This is a genomic window from Hymenobacter latericoloratus (assembly GCF_014199535.1).
Classification (GTDB): domain Bacteria; phylum Bacteroidota; class Bacteroidia; order Cytophagales; family Hymenobacteraceae; genus Hymenobacter; species Hymenobacter latericoloratus.
On record NZ_JACHNV010000001.1, the window covers coordinates 658,281 to 674,969 of the forward strand.

19 protein-coding genes and 4 tRNA genes are annotated in these 16,689 nt (G+C 56.1%); 19 read left to right on the top strand and 4 right to left on the bottom strand.

The window, feature by feature from the left end; genetic code table 11:
* Nucleotides 1–768 carry an LLM class flavin-dependent oxidoreductase gene (locus tag GGU46_RS02870; protein ID WP_246398665.1) on the bottom strand — a complete coding sequence of 256 codons (768 nt, stop codon included), beginning with the start codon at nucleotides 766–768 and terminating at the stop codon, nucleotides 1–3.
* Nucleotides 769–1,098: 330 nt separating this feature from the next.
* Here GGU46_RS02870 and GGU46_RS02875 point away from each other — a divergent pair, with 330 nt between their 5' ends.
* From GGU46_RS02875 to nadD, 7 genes are read left to right on the top strand one after another with little or no spacing between them, the layout of a single operon-like run.
* Nucleotides 1,099–1,863, top strand: a complete 765-nt coding sequence (locus tag GGU46_RS02875) for a glycosyltransferase family 2 protein (RefSeq protein ID WP_183402066.1) — start codon at nucleotides 1,099–1,101, stop codon at nucleotides 1,861–1,863.
* A complete protein-coding gene (locus tag GGU46_RS02880; protein WP_183402067.1) occupies nucleotides 1,860–2,903 on the top strand; it encodes a glycosyltransferase family 9 protein in 1,044 nt (347 codons plus the stop codon). The genes GGU46_RS02875 and GGU46_RS02880 overlap by 4 nt, the downstream gene beginning before the upstream one ends.
* A gap of 17 nt (nucleotides 2,904–2,920) precedes the next feature.
* Complete coding sequence (locus GGU46_RS02885; protein WP_183402068.1) at nucleotides 2,921–4,246, top strand: O-antigen ligase family protein; 1,326 nt, start codon at nucleotides 2,921–2,923, stop codon at nucleotides 4,244–4,246.
* Between the two features lie 43 nt (nucleotides 4,247–4,289).
* A complete protein-coding gene (locus GGU46_RS02890) occupies nucleotides 4,290–4,934 on the top strand; it encodes a sigma-70 family RNA polymerase sigma factor (protein ID WP_183402069.1) in 645 nt (214 codons plus the stop codon).
* A gap of 24 nt (nucleotides 4,935–4,958) precedes the next feature.
* Nucleotides 4,959–5,243 (top strand): hypothetical protein, encoded by a 285-nt coding sequence (locus GGU46_RS02895; protein WP_183402070.1) that lies wholly within the window; start codon nucleotides 4,959–4,961, stop codon nucleotides 5,241–5,243.
* Between the two features lie 9 nt (nucleotides 5,244–5,252).
* Nucleotides 5,253–5,837, top strand: a complete 585-nt coding sequence (gmk, locus tag GGU46_RS02900) for a guanylate kinase (protein WP_183402071.1) — start codon at nucleotides 5,253–5,255, stop codon at nucleotides 5,835–5,837.
* Entirely contained in the window at nucleotides 5,834–6,442 is a 609-nt protein-coding gene (gene nadD / locus GGU46_RS02905) for a nicotinate (nicotinamide) nucleotide adenylyltransferase (RefSeq protein ID WP_183402072.1), read from the top strand. The genes gmk and nadD overlap by 4 nt, the downstream gene beginning before the upstream one ends.
* 80 nt (nucleotides 6,443–6,522) lie before the next feature.
* Here nadD and frr read toward each other — a convergent pair whose 3' ends face one another.
* The 3 genes from frr to GGU46_RS02920 all read right to left on the bottom strand — a co-directional run bounded on the left by frr (nucleotide 6,523) and on the right by GGU46_RS02920 (nucleotide 8,575).
* Complete coding sequence (gene frr / locus GGU46_RS02910) at nucleotides 6,523–7,086, bottom strand: ribosome recycling factor (RefSeq protein ID WP_183402073.1); 564 nt, start codon at nucleotides 7,084–7,086, stop codon at nucleotides 6,523–6,525.
* Nucleotides 7,087–7,166: 80 nt separating this feature from the next.
* Nucleotides 7,167–7,952 (bottom strand): UMP kinase, encoded by a 786-nt coding sequence (gene pyrH / locus GGU46_RS02915; protein ID WP_183402074.1) that lies wholly within the window; start codon nucleotides 7,950–7,952, stop codon nucleotides 7,167–7,169.
* A 113-nt stretch (nucleotides 7,953–8,065) separates the two neighbouring features.
* On the bottom strand, nucleotides 8,066–8,575 hold the full coding sequence (locus GGU46_RS02920) for a biotin/lipoyl-containing protein (RefSeq protein ID WP_183402075.1): 510 nt from the start codon (nucleotides 8,573–8,575) through the stop codon (nucleotides 8,066–8,068).
* 98 nt (nucleotides 8,576–8,673) lie between these two features.
* Here GGU46_RS02920 and GGU46_RS02925 point away from each other — a divergent pair, with 98 nt between their 5' ends.
* The 12 genes from GGU46_RS02925 (at nucleotide 8,674) to rplL (ending at nucleotide 16,598) form a co-directional block, all read left to right on the top strand.
* Nucleotides 8,674–11,265, top strand: a complete 2,592-nt coding sequence (locus GGU46_RS02925; RefSeq protein WP_183402076.1) for a M1 family metallopeptidase — start codon at nucleotides 8,674–8,676, stop codon at nucleotides 11,263–11,265.
* 241 nt (nucleotides 11,266–11,506) lie between these two features.
* Nucleotides 11,507–11,589: transfer RNA gene (locus GGU46_RS02930), tRNA-Tyr, on the top strand.
* 70 nt (nucleotides 11,590–11,659) lie between these two features.
* Nucleotides 11,660–11,732: transfer RNA gene (locus tag GGU46_RS02935), tRNA-Gly, on the top strand.
* A gap of 89 nt (nucleotides 11,733–11,821) precedes the next feature.
* Nucleotides 11,822–11,893, top strand: a tRNA-Thr gene (locus tag GGU46_RS02940).
* Nucleotides 11,894–12,062: 169 nt separating this feature from the next.
* The gene (tuf, locus tag GGU46_RS02945; protein WP_139925658.1) at nucleotides 12,063–13,253 is read left to right on the top strand and encodes an elongation factor Tu; all 1,191 of its coding nucleotides are present in this window, start codon (nucleotides 12,063–12,065) and stop codon (nucleotides 13,251–13,253) included.
* 128 nt (nucleotides 13,254–13,381) lie between these two features.
* Nucleotides 13,382–13,455, top strand: a tRNA-Trp gene (locus GGU46_RS02950).
* Complete coding sequence (secE, locus tag GGU46_RS02955; protein ID WP_317171842.1) at nucleotides 13,450–13,710, top strand: preprotein translocase subunit SecE; 261 nt, start codon at nucleotides 13,450–13,452, stop codon at nucleotides 13,708–13,710. The genes GGU46_RS02950 and secE overlap by 6 nt, the downstream gene beginning before the upstream one ends.
* Before the next feature lie 22 nt (nucleotides 13,711–13,732).
* Nucleotides 13,733–14,299, top strand: coding sequence for a transcription termination/antitermination protein NusG (nusG, locus tag GGU46_RS02960; RefSeq protein WP_125427631.1), 567 nt, complete (start codon nucleotides 13,733–13,735; stop codon nucleotides 14,297–14,299).
* Nucleotides 14,300–14,415: 116 nt separating this feature from the next.
* Nucleotides 14,416–14,859 (top strand): 50S ribosomal protein L11, encoded by a 444-nt coding sequence (rplK, locus tag GGU46_RS02965; protein ID WP_110976697.1) that lies wholly within the window; start codon nucleotides 14,416–14,418, stop codon nucleotides 14,857–14,859.
* Nucleotides 14,860–14,878: 19 nt separating this feature from the next.
* Nucleotides 14,879–15,574 carry a 50S ribosomal protein L1 gene (gene rplA, locus GGU46_RS02970; RefSeq protein ID WP_183402077.1) on the top strand — a complete coding sequence of 232 codons (696 nt, stop codon included), beginning with the start codon at nucleotides 14,879–14,881 and terminating at the stop codon, nucleotides 15,572–15,574.
* 20 nt (nucleotides 15,575–15,594) lie between these two features.
* Nucleotides 15,595–16,149, top strand: coding sequence for a 50S ribosomal protein L10 (rplJ, locus tag GGU46_RS02975; protein WP_183402078.1), 555 nt, complete (start codon nucleotides 15,595–15,597; stop codon nucleotides 16,147–16,149).
* Between the two features lie 68 nt (nucleotides 16,150–16,217).
* Entirely contained in the window at nucleotides 16,218–16,598 is a 381-nt protein-coding gene (rplL, locus tag GGU46_RS02980) for a 50S ribosomal protein L7/L12 (RefSeq protein ID WP_183402079.1), read from the top strand.
* Nucleotides 16,599–16,689: the final 91 nt, after the last annotated feature.

Here is a 16,689-nt window from a genome sequence, read left to right on the forward strand (position 1 = left end):
CTAGGAGTAGGCCGGGAAAAACTCATCGGCGGCCTGCTTCGAGGTGTCAGCCAAGTGGAAATGACAGTTCAGGCAGAGAGGTAGGGTAGCCGGGTCATGGCCGGCCTGCTGGGCCGAGCGGCGGTAGAGGTCGGCGAAGGGCACGTACTGAGCCGGCGCGCCACCCAGAATGGCAATGGTAAGCCCCAGTCCCAGGGAGCCCGCCCGCGCCGCCGAAGCCGGCGTGCCGCCTACGCCAATCCAGACGGGCAGGCGGGGCTGCAGCGGCCGCGGATAAACGCCCTTATTGGCAATAGCCGGCCGGTGGCGGCCCTGCCAGCTAACGACTTCCTGCTCATTAAGCTGCAGCAGCAGCCCCAGCTTCTCCGCGAACAGTGCGTCGTAGTCGCCGAGGTCTTGCCCAAACAGCGGAAACGATTCAATGAAAGAACCGCGGCCGGCAATGATTTCGGCCCGGCCGTTGGAAATCAAATCTAGGGTAGCAAAGTTCTGGAAGGTGCGCACCGGGTCGGTAGAGCTGAGCACTGTCACGGCGCTGGTGAGCCGCACCCGCTGGGTTACGGCCGCAATAGCGGCCAGCACCACTTCCGGCGCCGATACCACATAGTCGGCGCGGTGGTGCTCCCCAATGGATACCACATCGAGGCCGGCCTCATCGGCGCGGCGTCCCAGGGCTACTAGTTCCTGCAGGCGGTGGGCGGCCGCCGTGTCGCCGCCGGCTACGTGGGCGGGGGCTATTTCCCCGAATGAGCTAATGCCAAGTTCCATAAGGAAGTAAAATCAGGTAGGTACATGAATTATGGTATAAAGCTACCAACCGGCTAGATGTTTTGATGCTTCCGGCTAGCGAAACACCTGCTTACAGCAGCTGCGGCTGCCGCACGCAGCCTGCAGCAGAGCTACAATCCCCGGGCCGTAACCAAGCTAACGTGAATGGTTGCGCTGGCCATGAAGGGTAGGGGTAGCAGAGCCGGTGCCGTGGGGTAGGGAGTGCTGGGTGATATACGCAGATTTGCCGCCGCACTGATACTCTGCTGCTAATAGCTTCTGAGGGCGGCCGTTTCCGGGCGATATAAAATCCGGATATTTGCCCGTACTATGCCCACCGTCCCGCTTTCTGTCGTCATCATTACCTTCAACGAAGAGGCCAACATTGCCCGCTGCCTGGAGGCCGTGCGGGGGGTAGCCGACGAAGTGGTAGTAGTGGACAGTTTTTCCACCGACCGCACCGCGGAAATTTGCCGGCAGTTGGGGGCGCGGGTGGTGCAGCATCCGTTTGAAGGCTACGTGCAGCAGAAGAACTTTGCCACAGCCCAGGCCCGGTACCACCACGTGCTGCAGCTGGATGCCGATGAAGTGCTGACTGAGGCGCTGCGCCACAGCATCCGGGAGGCCAAGCAGAACTGGCAGGGCGCCGGCTATACCCTGGCCCGCCTCACCAACTACTGCGGCAGCTGGGTGCGCCACGGCGGCTGGTACCCCGACCGCAAGCTGCGCCTCTACGACCGGCGCCTGGGCCAGTGGACCGGCCTGCTCCTGCACGAGCGGTACGAGCTGCAGCCCAATCAGCCTACCCCCTTACCCCTGGCCGGCGACGCCCTGCATTACTCGTACGATTCGGTGGAGCAGCACGTAAGCCAGCTGAACCGCTTCACCAGCATTGCTGCCGATGAGCTCTGGCTACGGGGCAAGCGCCGCGTTTCCGTATTTCATCTGCTCCTGAAGCCGTGGTGGAAATTCACGCACGGCTACTTTTTCCGGTTGGGTTTTCTCGATGGATTCGCGGGCCTCAGCATTGCCGTTATTTCAGCCTGGGGGGTGTTTCTGAAGTTTGCCAAGCTGAAAACCAAAGCCGCCGCATGAAAACCTTCCTGATTAGCCGCACCGATGCCATCGGGGACGTGGTCCTGACGCTGCCGGTGGCGGGGCGGTTGAAGCAGCTGTACCCGACATGTCGGGTAGTGCTTATCGGGCGTACCTATACCCACGCCGTAGCGTCCGCCTGTCCGTGGGTAGATGACTTTCTCAACTTTGATGAGTTTCAGCAGCTGACGCCTACCCAGCAGGTAGCAGCCCTGCAAACCCAGCAGGCCGACGTCATTCTGCACGTATTCCCGAACCAGCTACTGGCCTGGTCGGCTCGTCGGGCCGGCATTCCGGTTCGCATCGGCACCCGCAACCGGTGGTATCATTGGCTTACCTGCAACCGCCTGGTATCCCTGAGCCGGAAGAACTCCCCGCTGCACGAAGCCCAGCTGAACCTGCAGCTGCTCCGGCCGCTTACGACTACCCCGGAAGTGCTACCCCTACCAACAGTGGCAACCCTCACGCAGCTGGCCCCCACGGTGCCGTTGCGGCCGGCGCTGCGCGAGCTGCTGGCGACCCGCGCAGCCCGGCAACTCAACCTTATTTTGCACCCGCGCAGCCGCGGCAGCGCCCGGGAGTGGGGGTTGGGGCACTTTGGCACCCTGGCCCGGTTGCTGCACCAGGCCGGGCACCGTGTGTTCATCACGGGCACGGCGGCAGAGGGGGAGGAGTTGCGCGACTGGCTGCGGGAGCATGAGCAATTCATCACCGCCGACCTCACGGGTAAGCTCGACCTCCCGGAGTTCATTGCCTTTATTGGAGCGGCCGATGGGCTTGTGGCCGGCAGTACGGGGCCTCTGCACCTGGCGGCGGCCCTGGGCCGGCAGGCCCTCGGCCTGTACCCGCCCATCCGGCCCATGCATCCGGGCCGTTGGGCTCCGCTGGGGCCGCGCGCAAGCCTCCTGGTTTTTAACCGCCCCAATTGCGGGGAGTGCCGTACCCAGCCCGCCGCCTGCAGCTGCATTAAAGCCCTGGAGCCTGCGCAGGTAGTAGCACGTATGCAGGAGTGGATGCCGTTGCCATCTGCGGGTTTCTGAACTATTTGCCGCTTTCCATGACCCCGCCGACTCTTTTAACTTCGACGCTTACTTCCGTGTGGCAGGTAGGGTGGCGCACCGGCCGCTTGTCGCAACATCTGCTGCTGCTGGCTTGTGTGGCGGGGGTAGTCGGCCTCCTGACGTCCCGCGCCCTGGTGGCACTCAGCCCGGTGGTGGGCATGCTGGCTGCGTTAGCCGCTCCGCAGCTGCGCCAGCAGCTACCCCGCTACCTGCGCCTGCGGACCATGTGGGGACCGGCCGCGCTCTACGGGTTGCTGCTCCTCAGTGGCCTGTACACGCAGGAGTGGGCTACCTGGCGCCACGAAATGTACCGGCTGCTGCCTTGGCTGGGGGTGCCGCTGGCATTTGGCCTGGCCGTGCCCCTTAGCAGCCGTCAGCGGTTTGGGGTGGGGTTACTATATGTGGGCGGGGTAGCCCTAATTGGGGCCGCTACCATGGCGCAGTACTTTCTGGACCCGGCCGCCGCTAACCTGGCATTTGGGCTGGGCCAGAGCATGCCTTCCATCACCCGTATCTTTCACATTCACTTCGGGCTGATGCTGGCCCTGGCTACCTTCTTCGGCCTGTCATTGCGCCGCGAGCCGGAAGCCCGACCCCTGGTGCGCATGGCTCTGCTGGGTGCCGTTGCCGTTTGCGTCCTCACCTTACACGTGCTGGCATACCGTACCGGGCTCATGGCTTTGTACGGCATGTTGCTGATAGATGCGCTACTGGTGTTGGTCATCCAGGGCCGATTCTGGTTGGGCATCGCTCTGGTGCTGACCTTGGCCCTAACTCCTTGGGTGGCATACACTACGCTGGAGTCGGTGCGCCAGCGCGTCAGGGCTACTACCTACGATATCGAGCAGTTTCAGCTCAACCGCGACATTAATGAGTACTCGTTGTCGCGCCGGTTGGCGGCTTGGCAAACGGCGCTGGTGGTAGCGCGGCAGCATCCGGTGGCCGGGGTTGGCCCCGCCGATGCCTACCAGGCCATGATGGCGCAGTATGATTGGCAGAACTACGGCCTACGACCCGAAAACCGCGTAATGATTCATAACCAGTACCTCCACCAGCTGGTGGGGGGGGGCTTAGTGGGCCTGAGCCTATGGCTTCTGGTGTTATTCGGGCCGTTGGTGCAACCTGCCCAGCGCCGAAACCCGTACGTGTATCGGTTCCTGCTGCTGCAGGCGCTGGCCATGACGGTCGATTCATTGCTGGAGTTGCAGACCAGCTTTAACCTGTTCGTGTTTTTGTACGGGTTTTTGGTGGTGGCAACCGAGCGGCGCACCGTTACCAAAACCTTCCTTCCCGCGGATGGTATTAGTTCTACATTTGTCTAACGGCGGTATTTTTCCAATATTCAGCCGAATTTTTTTTGTGTCCATGAGCGAATCCCCCGAACGAGTACCAAAACTGAGCAAAGAGGAAAAAGACCGGCGTTTTCAGGCCGAATTAATGCCTGTGCTCGATTCTCTGTACAACTTCGCCTTCCGCCTCACCCTCGATGAAGATGATGCAAATGACCTCGTACAGGAAACTTATCTGAAAGCATATCGCTTCTTTGAGTACTTCGAGCCGGGAACGAACGCCAAAGCGTGGCTGTTTCGCATCCTGAAAAATTCGTTCATCAACGATTTTCGCAAGAAAAGTAAGCAGCCTGCCAAGGTTGACTACAGCGAAATCGAAGGGTACTACAACTCGGAAGATGTGGAAGCCGAAGGCGACGCCGGCAGCACCTCAACCGACATGCGGCAGCAAGCCGTGCGCGACCTCATCGGCGACGAAGTGGCCAGCGCCCTCAACTCGCTGCCCGTGGATTTCCGTACCGTTATTATCCTCTGCGACCTGGAAGGGTTTACGTATGAGGAAATGGCCAAGGTGCTGGATATCCCCATCGGAACGGTGCGCTCCCGCTTGCACCGGGCACGCAACTTTCTGAAGGACAAGCTTGAACGCTATGCCAAATCAATGGGTTATGGCTCTGAAGGCGAAGGCGACGATGGATTGACAAACGACGACAACGAATAAACCCTTTAAGCACAGGACCCCGTTATGGAAACGACCTCTACTAAGCAAACCAACCAGAACTCGGCGGCCAATGGCCCCGACTGTGAACGCGTGAATACAATTCTTGACCAAATCATCGTCGGGCAGGAGCCCACGGCTGAGGATGAGGACTACTTTGTCCATCATGCCCAAGACTGCTCTCCGTGCTTCGATAGCATCGAGAAGCAGCACATATTCATCGACTTTCTGGCGCAGCACGTAGGACGTAAAGGGGCACCTTCTTCGTTGTCGAACTCAATTCTTGCGCGAGTTAAAGCGGAAATGGCCTAATTTTGCCCGATGCAGGGTAAAATCATCGCCTTTTCGGCTCCTTCCGGCGCCGGTAAGACCACTATCGTCCACCGGCTGCTGGAGCGAATTCCGGAGCTAAGTTTCTCTATTTCAGCGTGCACCCGCGATAAGCGTGGCCGCACCGAAGCCAACGGCAAGGATTACTACTTCATCTCCGTGCAGGAGTTTCAGGAGAAGATCCGCCACGATGACTTCGTGGAATGGGAAGAGGTGTATGAAGGTGCTTTTTATGGCACCCTGAAGTCGGAAGTTGAGCGTATCTGGAGCAACGGCCAGCATGCCGTGCTGGATGTGGACGTGAAAGGTGGTCTCAGCATCAAGGAGTTTTATAAAGACCGCGCCCTTGCGGTGTTCGTGAAGCCCCCATCGCTGGAAATTCTGGAGCAGCGCCTCCGCAACCGCGCCACCGACTCTGATGCCAGCATCTCCGCCCGCCTCTACAAAGCCAACTTCGAGCTGACATTCGAGGACCGCTTCGATGTCACTATCGTAAATGATGACCTCGAGCGAGCCATTGACGAGGCCGAAAAATTGGTGCGCAATTTCATAACTGCTGAGTCTGCTATCCTGTGAGCAGCCCTGCTTCTGTCCCTGATGAAGGCCGGAAAGTAGGGCTGCTTTTTGGTTCGTTTAACCCCATTCATACAGGGCACCTGATTCTGGCCAACTTCATGGCAACCCATACCGACCTGGAGGAAGTGTGGTTAGTAGTATCGCCCCAGAGTCCTTTCAAAGTAGGGCAGGAGCTGCTACCCGAGCAGGATCGGCTGCGGCTGGTAGAGTTGGCTATTGCGGGCAATACCCGGCTGCGGGCGCTGGATGTGGAGTTCACCATGCCCAAGCCCAGCTATACCGCCGACACGCTGAGAGAGCTTCGGGGGCGCTACCCCGGTACGCGCTTCGTGCTGCTGATGGGAGAAGACAACCTGGCGGGCCTACCCCGCTGGAAACACGCCGACCAGATTCTGGCTGAGCACGAAGTGTACGTGTACCCGCGGCCGGGAGTGGCTGACTACGAGCCAAGCACTCATCCGGCCGTACGAATAGTGAAGGCCCCTCTGCTGGATATTTCGGCCACCTTCATACGGGACTGTGTGCGGGCCGGCAACTCTATTCGCTACTTGGTGCCCGAGGCTGTGGAACAGCACATCCAGGCTGCCGGTTACTGGCGGCAGTAGAAGTCTGCTATATGAAATAAAGCAAAGCCCCAGCGGATAGCATCCACTGGGGCTTCGTGTTGAGAAGGGGGGTAGGGAAATCAGATAGTCATGATTTCGGATTCCTTCTTGCCGAGTAGTTCATCTACCTTGCTGATATAGCTATCGGTGAACTTCTGCACTTTGGCTTCTGCATCTTTGATATCATCCTCGGCGGCCCCGTCTCTGAGCAGCTTGCGTAGGGAGTCATTGACATCCTTCCGGATACCCCGGATGCGCACCTTGCCGCTTTCCGATTCGTTCTTGGCTTGCTTCACCAGGTCGCGGCGGCGCTCCTCCGTCATGGGCGGGATGTTCAGGCGTACCCCTTCCGCATCCGACTGGGGGTTCAGGCCCAGGTCGCTGTTCTTGATGGCCTTGGCAATTTCGCTGATCATGTTCTTCTCCCAGGGCTTGATGAACAGCGTCCGGGCGTCGGGGGCAGCCACATTGGCTACCTGCCCAATGGGAGTAGGCGTGCCGTAGTAGTCCACCCGCAGCGAGTCGAGCATGGCGGGAGTTGCCTTGCCGGCCCGGATGCGGGCAAACTCCTGCTGCGTGTGCTGCAGCGCTTTGCCCATCGACTCTTCTGCCTCGTCCAGATAAAACTTTATTTCTTCGTCCACTTCTGAAAAGTTAAGTGTTGAAAGGTGAATGTTAAGTTACGCTTGCATTGCCCGGCGGCCAGGCGCTTGCGAAAAAGCAATTAAGCCTGCTGGTCCGGAGTGCTCTTTACGGCCGGCTGCAGAGTGCTGGGTCGGGCTGACCGGTACGCTTCGGAGCCGTGCATGCTCACCAGCGTGCCCACGCTTTCCCCATCCAACAGGCGCTGCAGGTTACCCTCCTTGTTCATATCGAACACAATGATAGGAAGGTTATTTTCCTTGCAGAGCGTGAAGGCCGTCATGTCCATCACGTTGAGGTTTTTCTCCATTACCTCATCAAAGGTAATTTCGGGGTAGCGAACCGCCGTGGGGTCTTTTTCCGGATCGGCCGTATAGATACCATCTACGCGGGTACCCTTCAGTACCACATCGGCCTCAATCTCAATAGCGCGCAGTGAGGCGGCAGAATCAGTGGTGAAATACGGAGACCCGATGCCGGCCCCGAAGATAACCACGCGGCCTTTCTCCAGGTGGCGCAGGGCCCGCCGGCGAATGTAGGGCTCGCACACCCGCTGAATGGTAACGCCTGAAAGCAAACGGGTATTCACATCGAGCTTTTCCAGGGCGCTTTGCAAAGCCATGGAGTTGATAACCGTAGCCAGCATACCCATATAGTCGCCCTGCACCCGGTCTAGCCCGAAGGCCTCGGCCTGTACGCCCCGGAAGATGTTACCCCCTCCGATAACCACGGCTACCTGCGTGCCGGTGGCGGCTACGGCTTTAATTTCTTCGGCGTATTGCATGAGCCGGGTGGCATCAATGCCGTACTGTTGCTGGCCCATCAAGGCCTCGCCGCTTAGCTTCAGCAGGATTCGGTTGTACTTCAAAACGAAAGAGGTTAAGCGTGGAACGCGGATGTACGTAGTGAGGCCGCAAGGGGTGCCGGGGCGGAAAGCCACATGGCACCCATTACGGCCGTAATGGAAAAGCGAAAAGCAGGTTAGCTGAATTGAATCAGAACCTGCCCCTTGGTTACGTTGTCGCGTAAATTGACTTTGATGGCTGCTACGGTGCCTTCGCCCGGTGCTTTGAGAATGTTTTCCATTTTCATGGCCTCCAGTACCAGCAGCGGGTCGCCCTTCTGCACCGTCTGGCCAGGTGCTACCCGGATATCCACAATCAGGCCGGGCATGGGGGCTTTTAGCTCGTTCACTTTGCTGGCAGCAGCATTGCTCATGCCCAGCTTGTCCAGCAGCAGATCAAACCGGTCTTTCGCCTGCAGCTCAAGCTGCTGCCCGTTCAGCTTCAAGACCACGGTTTTGGTGGCGTAGTCTGCCGAAACCAGCTCAACTGAGTAGGAGCGGTTTTCATGCACCGCATGATAGCGGCCATTGCCGAGCGGCAACAGGTCCCAGTGGAAAGGCTGGCCATTAACCGTAACCGCCCCATTCGGGCGATAATCAACCTCCCAGGTATGGTCGGGGGTAGTGCCAGTGCGTACCTGTAGCATATGACGAGGGCAGGGGTGGGGTGGAAAAGGGCTTAAAGATAGGCCAATTCTGAAATAAATTCGGAACTTGACCCTCCAATACCCTAGTGCCTTTCCGCATGAAATACCCGGTCCTCGGCGCCCTTGCTCTAACACTGTTCTGTCAGGTTGCGGCTTCCGCTCAGGCAGTTAAATCCAGCCGCCCGGCTTCCAGCGTCAGCCACCCGGCCCGTAAGAAAACTCCTGTTGCCGAAGCGCCTGTTTCTGCTCCGGCCGCGCTGCCTATTCCTAACTGGCTGCCTTCCACTAACCCGGTCCAGCCGGCGGCTACCCTGCTGCATGATCTTATGGATACCAAGCTGGATGTGCGCTTCGATTGGGCCAAGCAATGGCTACTGGGCACGGCTTCGCTTACCGTGCGGCCCCATTTCTACCCCCAGAACCAGCTGGTGCTCGATGCGAAGGGTTTTGATATCAAAGGCGTAGAGCTGCTCAATGGTGGGAAGAAAGGCAAAGACCTGAAGTATAGCTACGACAAGAAAAAGCTAACCATCAACCTCGACCGGCAATACCAGCGCACGGAGCAGTACCAGGTGCGGATTCAGTATGTGGCCAAGCCCAATGAGCTGCCCAAAGGTGGGAGCGAGGCCATTACGGAAGATAAGGGCCTGTATTTTATCAATCCGCTGGGCACCGAAAAGGATAAGCCACGCCAGATCTGGACCCAAGGTGAGACGGAAGGTAGCTCCTGCTGGTTTCCGACCATTGATAAGCCCAACCAGCGGATGACTCAGGAAATCAGCTTAACTGTGGAGAGTGGGTTCAAAACTCTTTCCAATGGACTGCTGGTTTCCTCGCGCCGCAACCCCGATGGTACTCGTACCGATGTCTGGAAGCAAAGCCTACCGCACGCACCCTACCTGGCCATGCTGGCCGTCGGCGATTTTGCAGTAGTCACGGATACGTGGCGAGGAAAGCCGGTAGAATACTACGTTGATCCGCCGTTTCAGCACACCGCCAAGCCAGTATTCGGCAACACGCCCGAGATGCTGGAATTTTTCTCTAAAAAGCTGGGCGTAGATTATCCCTGGGAGAAATACGCCCAGGTAGCTGTACACGACTTTGTGTCCGGCGCTATGGAGAATACCACGGCCTCTACCTTTCAGCAACAGCTGGTGCAGTTCAGCTCCCGCGAGTTGCCCGACGTGTCGTACGAGTCGGAATCCGTTATTGCGCACGAGCTGTTTCACCAGTGGTTCGGTGATTACGTGACCACCGAATCATGGGCCAATCTGCCGCTGAATGAGTCGTTCGCCGATTATTCGGAACTGCTGTGGGCCGAACACAAATATGGCCCCGATGCTGCCGCTCTGGTGCAGCAAACCAAGCTCCGCAACTACCTCGAGGAAGCGCAGACCAAGCGGGAGCCGCTGATTCGCTACCGCTATGCCGATCGGGAAGACATGTTCGACCGCCACTCCTACGACAAGGGTGGCCGGGTACTGCACATGCTGCGCAGCTACGTAGGCGACGATGCCTTCTTCGCGGCTCTGAACCGTTACCTGAACCAGAATAAGTTTTCAGCTACCGAAATAGCCAAGCTGCGTCTGGCCTTTGAGGAAACGACGGGAGAAGACCTCATGTGGTTTTTTGACCAGTGGTTTATGCAGCGTGGACATCCAGAGCTGCGGGTGACGCATTCCTATGAGAGCAGCCAGGTAGTCGTGCGCGTGCAGCAGGTCCAGGACACCCTCTACCAGCCCGTGTACCGCCTGCCCGTGGTAGTAGCCACCTGGAACAATAACCAACCCACGGAACACCGGATTTTGGTTACCAAAGCCGACCAGACGTTTCGGTTACCGACCAGCCAGCGCCCTAGCCTAGTGAAGTTCGACCACGAAGGTGTTCTGCTGGCTCACATAGATGAAGCCCAAAGCCAAGAAGAACTGCTGTATCAACTCAGTCACGCCCGAGGCTACCAACAGAAGTATGATGCTATCCAGGGGCTGCGCAGCAAATCAGCCGACTTAACAGTTAGCTCCGCGTTCCGCAATGCCTTAAATGACCCTTTCTGGGCCGTGCGGGTGGCCGCCCTCAATGGCCTGCGCCGGTACCGGGGGGCCGAGGGCAATGCAGTCCGGAAGGATCTGCAACGCGTGGCCCTAACGGAGAAGAAGGGGGTAGTGCGTGCTACCGCTATCAGTGTCTTATCCTCTTTTCCCAACGAGGATTTCAACGATGTGTATGCCACTGCCCTCAAGGATAGCTCGTATTTGGTAGTAGGGGCCGCCGTGGAAGCGTTGTCCAAGGCGCCTACCCCCACGACACGGGCCCAAATGGCGGCCTTGCAGGAAACCAAAAACTCAGCGTTGCTTACGGCGCTATCAAATTACTACGGCCTTAACGGTAATTTAGAAGACTACCAATGGTTTCTGCGCCGCAGCCAAGATGCCCCGGCTGAGGTGCTTTACGTAATGCTGGAAAATTTTGGAACGCTCATGCAGCGCATCCCGCCTATAGAGCGTGAGAAGGGTATTCAGCGCTTGGAGTTCCTAGCCCGGAACCACTCACAGATGTACGTACGACTGGGTGCTTACAAAGGACTACACCAGCTTGTGGCCAGCATGCCTACCCTCAAACCTGTTCTGCAGGACATCCGGAATAAGGAAAAGGACACGGACCTAAAATCAATGTACAGTCTTATTCAGTAATTTTTTTCAAGCTGCTGTACAAGTGCATTTGCTTTCTTTCGAGTAGGTAGTCAATAGTTTAACCTTCCCGCGACCCGATAATGACCGCCGGCCGAAAGAAAAAAATAAAACCTTTTTGCCCCGGAGACTTGACTTACATCAGAAAGCCTCTAATTTTGCAGCTCCAATCGACACAATAGCGACTTCGGCCGCTTAAGGTTGAAAGGATATTTTCCTTGTAAACGACAAGGAAAAACAAGCTGGGGGGATTCCAGAGCGGCCAAATGGGACGGACTGTAACTCCGTTGTCTTACGACTTCGAAGGTTCGAATCCTTCTCCCCCCACAAAGTGAAATAGTGAAATGGTGAAACAGTGAGTCAATCTCACGTCTCGCCATTTCACCATCTCACACACGCGGGAGTAGCTCAGTTGGTAGAGCGGCAGCCTTCCAAGCTGCAGGTCGCGGGTTCGAACCTCGTCTCCCGCTCGGTGCCCTGAATGGCAGCGAGAAGCAATAAGCTTAGTTTGCACTGGCGAAAGTTCTTCCGCTGTTATATCTTTGCCAAACCAAAATAAGCCGTTTTAGCTCAGTGGTAGAGCACTTCCTTGGTAAGGAAGAGGTCATGGGTTCAAATCCCATAAATGGCTCTAGAATTACGAGTACCAACGGGGCAGCGCGACTGCACCGTTTGGAAACTGTCAGCAAAGTAAAGCGACGTGCAGTCCCGACTAAACGGAGCTGTGTTTCGCTTTCTTACTGTATAGTCTAGTCGCGTTTCCCCCTCTTTACCTCAAAATTCCTCTTAATCTCTTTACAATGGCTAAAGAAAATTTTGACCGGTCCAAGCCGCACGTAAACATCGGCACGATTGGTCACGTGGACCACGGCAAAACCACCCTCACCGCTGCCATCACCACGGTTCTGGCTAACAAGGGTCTGGCTGCCAAGCGCGACTTCTCTTCGATTGACAATGCTCCCGAAGAAAAAGAGCGTGGTATCACCATCAACACCGCTCACGTAGAATACGCTACCGAAAACCGTCACTATGCTCACGTTGACTGCCCCGGTCACGCTGACTACGTGAAGAACATGGTAACGGGTGCTGCTCAGATGGACGGCGCCATCCTCGTAGTAGCTGCTACCGACGGCCCGATGCCCCAGACTCGTGAGCACATCCTGCTCGCTCGTCAGGTAGGTGTACCCCAGCTGGTAGTGTTCATGAACAAAGTGGACATGGTGGATGACCCCGAGCTGCTTGAGCTGGTAGAAATGGAAATCCGCGAACTGCTCTCGTTCTACGACTTCGACGGCGACAACATTCCGGTTATTCAGGGCTCGGCTCTGGGCGGCCTGAACGGTGATGCCAACTGGGTTCCCAAGATCGAGGAGCTGATGGCCGCTGTTGACTCCTACATTCCGATTCCTGCTCGTCTGACCGACCTGCCCTTCCTGATGCCAGTAGAGGACGTATTCTCTATCACGGGTCGTGGTACGGTTGCTACCGGCCGTATCGAGCGTGGCATCATCAACTCGGGTGAGCAAGTTGACATCCTGGGTATGGGTGCCAAGCAAGGCCTGAAGTCGACGGTTACGGGTGTGGAAATGTTCCGCAAGATCCTGGACCGTGGCGAAGCTGGTGACAACGTAGGTCTGCTGCTCCGCGGTATCGAGAAAGACGATATCCGTCGCGGCATGGTAATCTGCAAGCCGGGTTCGGTTAAGCCGCACACTAAGTTCAAAGCTGAGGTGTACGTGCTGTCGAAAGAGGAAGGTGGTCGTCACACTCCGTTCTTCAACAACTACCGTCCCCAGTTCTATTTCCGCACCACCGATGTAACCGGCATCATTACGCTGGCCGAGGGTGTAGAAATGGTAATGCCCGGCGACAACGTAACCATCTCGGTTGAGCTGATCAACGCCGTAGCTATGGAGAAAGGCCTGCGTTTCGCTATCCGCGAAGGTGGCCGTACCGTAGGTGCCGGTCAGGTTACTGAAATTACCGAGTAGTTTCTAACCAGATTCTGGTGAAATAAGATAATCCGCCCCCGAAAATTTCGGGGGCGGATTTGTTTTGTGTAAAGAGTTCCATACATTTGCAGTCCCAATCCAGCACCTTGACTGGTAAGGATGCATACACGGGCGTAGTTCAAGGGTAGAATAGAGGTCTCCAAAACCTTTGATGGGAGTTCGAATCTCTCCGCCCGTGCCAATAAAAACTACGGCTGCTTCGGCAGCCGTAGTTTTAACATACCAAACCGGTGCCATCACTATGAGCAAGCTAACAAACTACTTCCGGGAAACCTCTGAAGAGATGCGCTACAAAGTGACGTGGCCTTCGCTGGAAGAGCTGCAGAAAAGCGCTGGTCTTGTCCTGATCGGCTCGCTGCTTTTTGCTGCAGTAGTAGGTTTGATGGATGTGATTTTCAACAAAGGCTTAGATGCCTTCTATAACTCGTTCCGTTAATCGGTAGAACTAGACGACAGCAATGGGCGAGTTGAAATGGTACGTAGTTCGTTCAGTGAGCGGACAAGAGAAAAAAGCCAAAACTTATCTGGAAACTGAGATTGGTCGGCATGGTCTTTCCGATCTGGTGCCACAGGTATTGATTCCGGTAGAGAAGGTGTTTGAGATGCGCAACGGCAAGAAGCGCGTACGAGAGCGGAACCTTTATCCTGGCTATATCATAATCCACGCCGATCTTACGCACGGGGAAGTTGACCATATTATCACCAGCACGCCTGGTGTAATTGGTTTCCTCAGTGACAAGGAAGGCAAAGCGGCTAACCAGAATACCAAGCCCGTTCCCCTGCATATTTCTGAAGTAAACCGCATCCTTGGAATTGTGGATGAAGTGGAAGAGCAGGCTGCTACTTTGGAAACTCCATTTGTAGTAGGCGAACTGGTTAAGATTGTGGATGGTGGATTTGCAGGTATGTCGGGCACAGTGTCCGAGGTATTTGAGGAACGGAAGAAGCTGAATGTTATCGTGAAAATTTTCGGCCGTAGCACGCCCATGGAACTGAGCTACACCCAGGTCGAAAAGGAAGCGTAACCCGATAAAACGTCACCGGTTATCCGCTCCGGACCGGTGGTGCTTCCACTTTTGGAGCAATTTTCATCTGAGGGCAACTGCGAGTTACCGCAGGAGCCTGAAGCCTTTCAAACCAAATGGCCAAGGAAATTAGAGGTTATCTGAAGCTTCAGATAAAGGGAGGCGCCGCGAACCCCGCGCCGCCGGTTGGACCTGCACTTGGTAGCAAAGGCCTTAACATCATGGAGTTCTGCAAGCAGTTCAATGCTCGCACCCAGGATAAGGCCGGCCAAGTTTGTCCTGTACTCATCACCATGTACACCGACAAGTCGTTTGACTTCGTGGTGAAGACCCCACCGGTGCCGGTTCTGCTCATGGACGCTGCTAAGCTCCAGAGCGGCTCGAAAGAGCCGAACCGTAACAAAGTAGGGTCGGTATCATGGGACCAAGTGCGCACCATCGCCGAAACGAAAATGCCTGACCTCAATGCCTTCAAGGTAGAGTCAGCTATGCGTCAGGTGGCTGGTACGGCTCGCAGCATGGGCATCACCATCTCGGGTACTTCTCCCTTTGCTGAATAATTAACAACGGAGAAGACACATGGCAAAGATTAGCAAAAAGCGCAAGGAAGCCCTTGCCAAGCACGACCTGACCGAAATCCGGAGCCTGGTTGAAGCCGCCAAAGTGGTAAAGGACATTACCTATACCAAGTTTGACGCTTCGGTAGACATCGACGTTCGTTTGGGTGTTGACCCCCGCAAAGCCGACCAGATGGTACGTGGCGTAGCTACGCTGCCCCATGGTACCGGCAAAACGGTTCGCGTTCTGGCCCTGGTTACCGCCGACAAAGAAGCCGAAGCTACCGCAGCGGGTGCTGACTACGTTGGTCTGGATGACTACATCTCGAAAATCGAGAAAGGCTGGACGGATATCGACGTAATCATCACGATGCCGTCGGTAATGGCTAAAGTTGGTCGTCTGGGTCGCGTACTCGGTCCTCGCGGCCTGATGCCGAACCCTAAGTCAGGCACCGTAACCACGGACGTAGCTAAGGCTGTGCAAGAGGTGAAAGCTGGTAAAATCGACTTTAAAGTTGATAAAACCGGCATCATCCACTGCTCGGTTGGTAAAGTGTCGTTTGACGAGCAGAAGCTCGCCGAAAACGCCATCGAAGTTATCCAGACGCTACAGCGTTTGAAGCCTTCCTCGGCTAAAGGCACCTATATCAAGAGCATCACGCTTTCGAGCACGATGTCGCCCGCCGTTCCGGTTGACACGCAAGTAACTTCCGCTTAAGTTTTAATCAACACGACGATATGATCCGGGAAGACAAACAAGCCCTCGTCGACGAGTTGAGCGAGAAGTTTCAATCGCACAACGCGTTCTACATCGCCGATGCTTCGGGGATGTCGGTGGCGAAAATCAACGAATTCCGTCGCCTGTGCTTCAACCGCGGCATGGAGTTCAAAGTGTACAAGAACACGTTCATCCGTAAGGCGCTCGACACCCTCGGTGGCGACACTTCGGAGATGGACACCGCTCTGAAAGGTCAGTCGGGCATCCTGTTCTCAAAAGAGTCGGGCAATGCTCCTGCTAAATTGCTGCAGGATTTCTACAAAGCCCAGAACTACGGCAAAGGCGTTGAGCCCAAGCCGGCCCTGAAAGGTGCTTACGTAGACGCCAGCATCTACATCGGTGCTAACCAGCTGACCAGCCTCAGCACGTTGAAAGGCAAGAACGAGCTTATCGGTGATGTTATCGGTCTGCTCCAGTCGCCCGCCAAAAATGTTATCTCTGCTCTGTCGAGCAGCGGCAACAAATTGGCTGGCATCCTCAAAACGCTTTCCGAAAAAGAAGAGGTTGCAGGCTAACCGCTGCTCATCTTTTTCACTTTCAATTTCCAAAAGTTCAACAACCCCCTTTTTAACAATCTACAGAAATGGCAGATTTGAAAGCATTCGCCGAGCAGCTCGTTAGCCTGACGGTAAAAGAAGTAAACGAACTGGCTACTATCCTGAAAGACGAGTATGGCATTGAGCCTGCTGCTGCTGCTCCCGTAATGGTAGCTGGTGGTGCTGGCGCTGGTGCTGCTGAAGCCGCTGAGGAGAAAACCTCGTTCGACGTAATCCTGAAGTCGGCTGGTGCTGGCAAACTGGCTGTAGTGAAGCTGGTAAAAGATCTGACCGGTCTGGGCCTGAAAGAAGCCAAAGAACTGGTTGACGGTGCTCCCAAGCCCCTGAAAGAAGGTGTTGCTAAAGACGAAGCTGAGTCGCTGAAAAAGCAACTGGAAGAAGCCGGCGCTGAAGTAGAAGTTAAGTAATTTCTGCTGCCTGCTCGTAAAACCAGCAAATATGGAGAGGCCTGGCAACTAAGCCAGGTCTTTTCCTGTTTGTAGGCAACAAACTAATCGG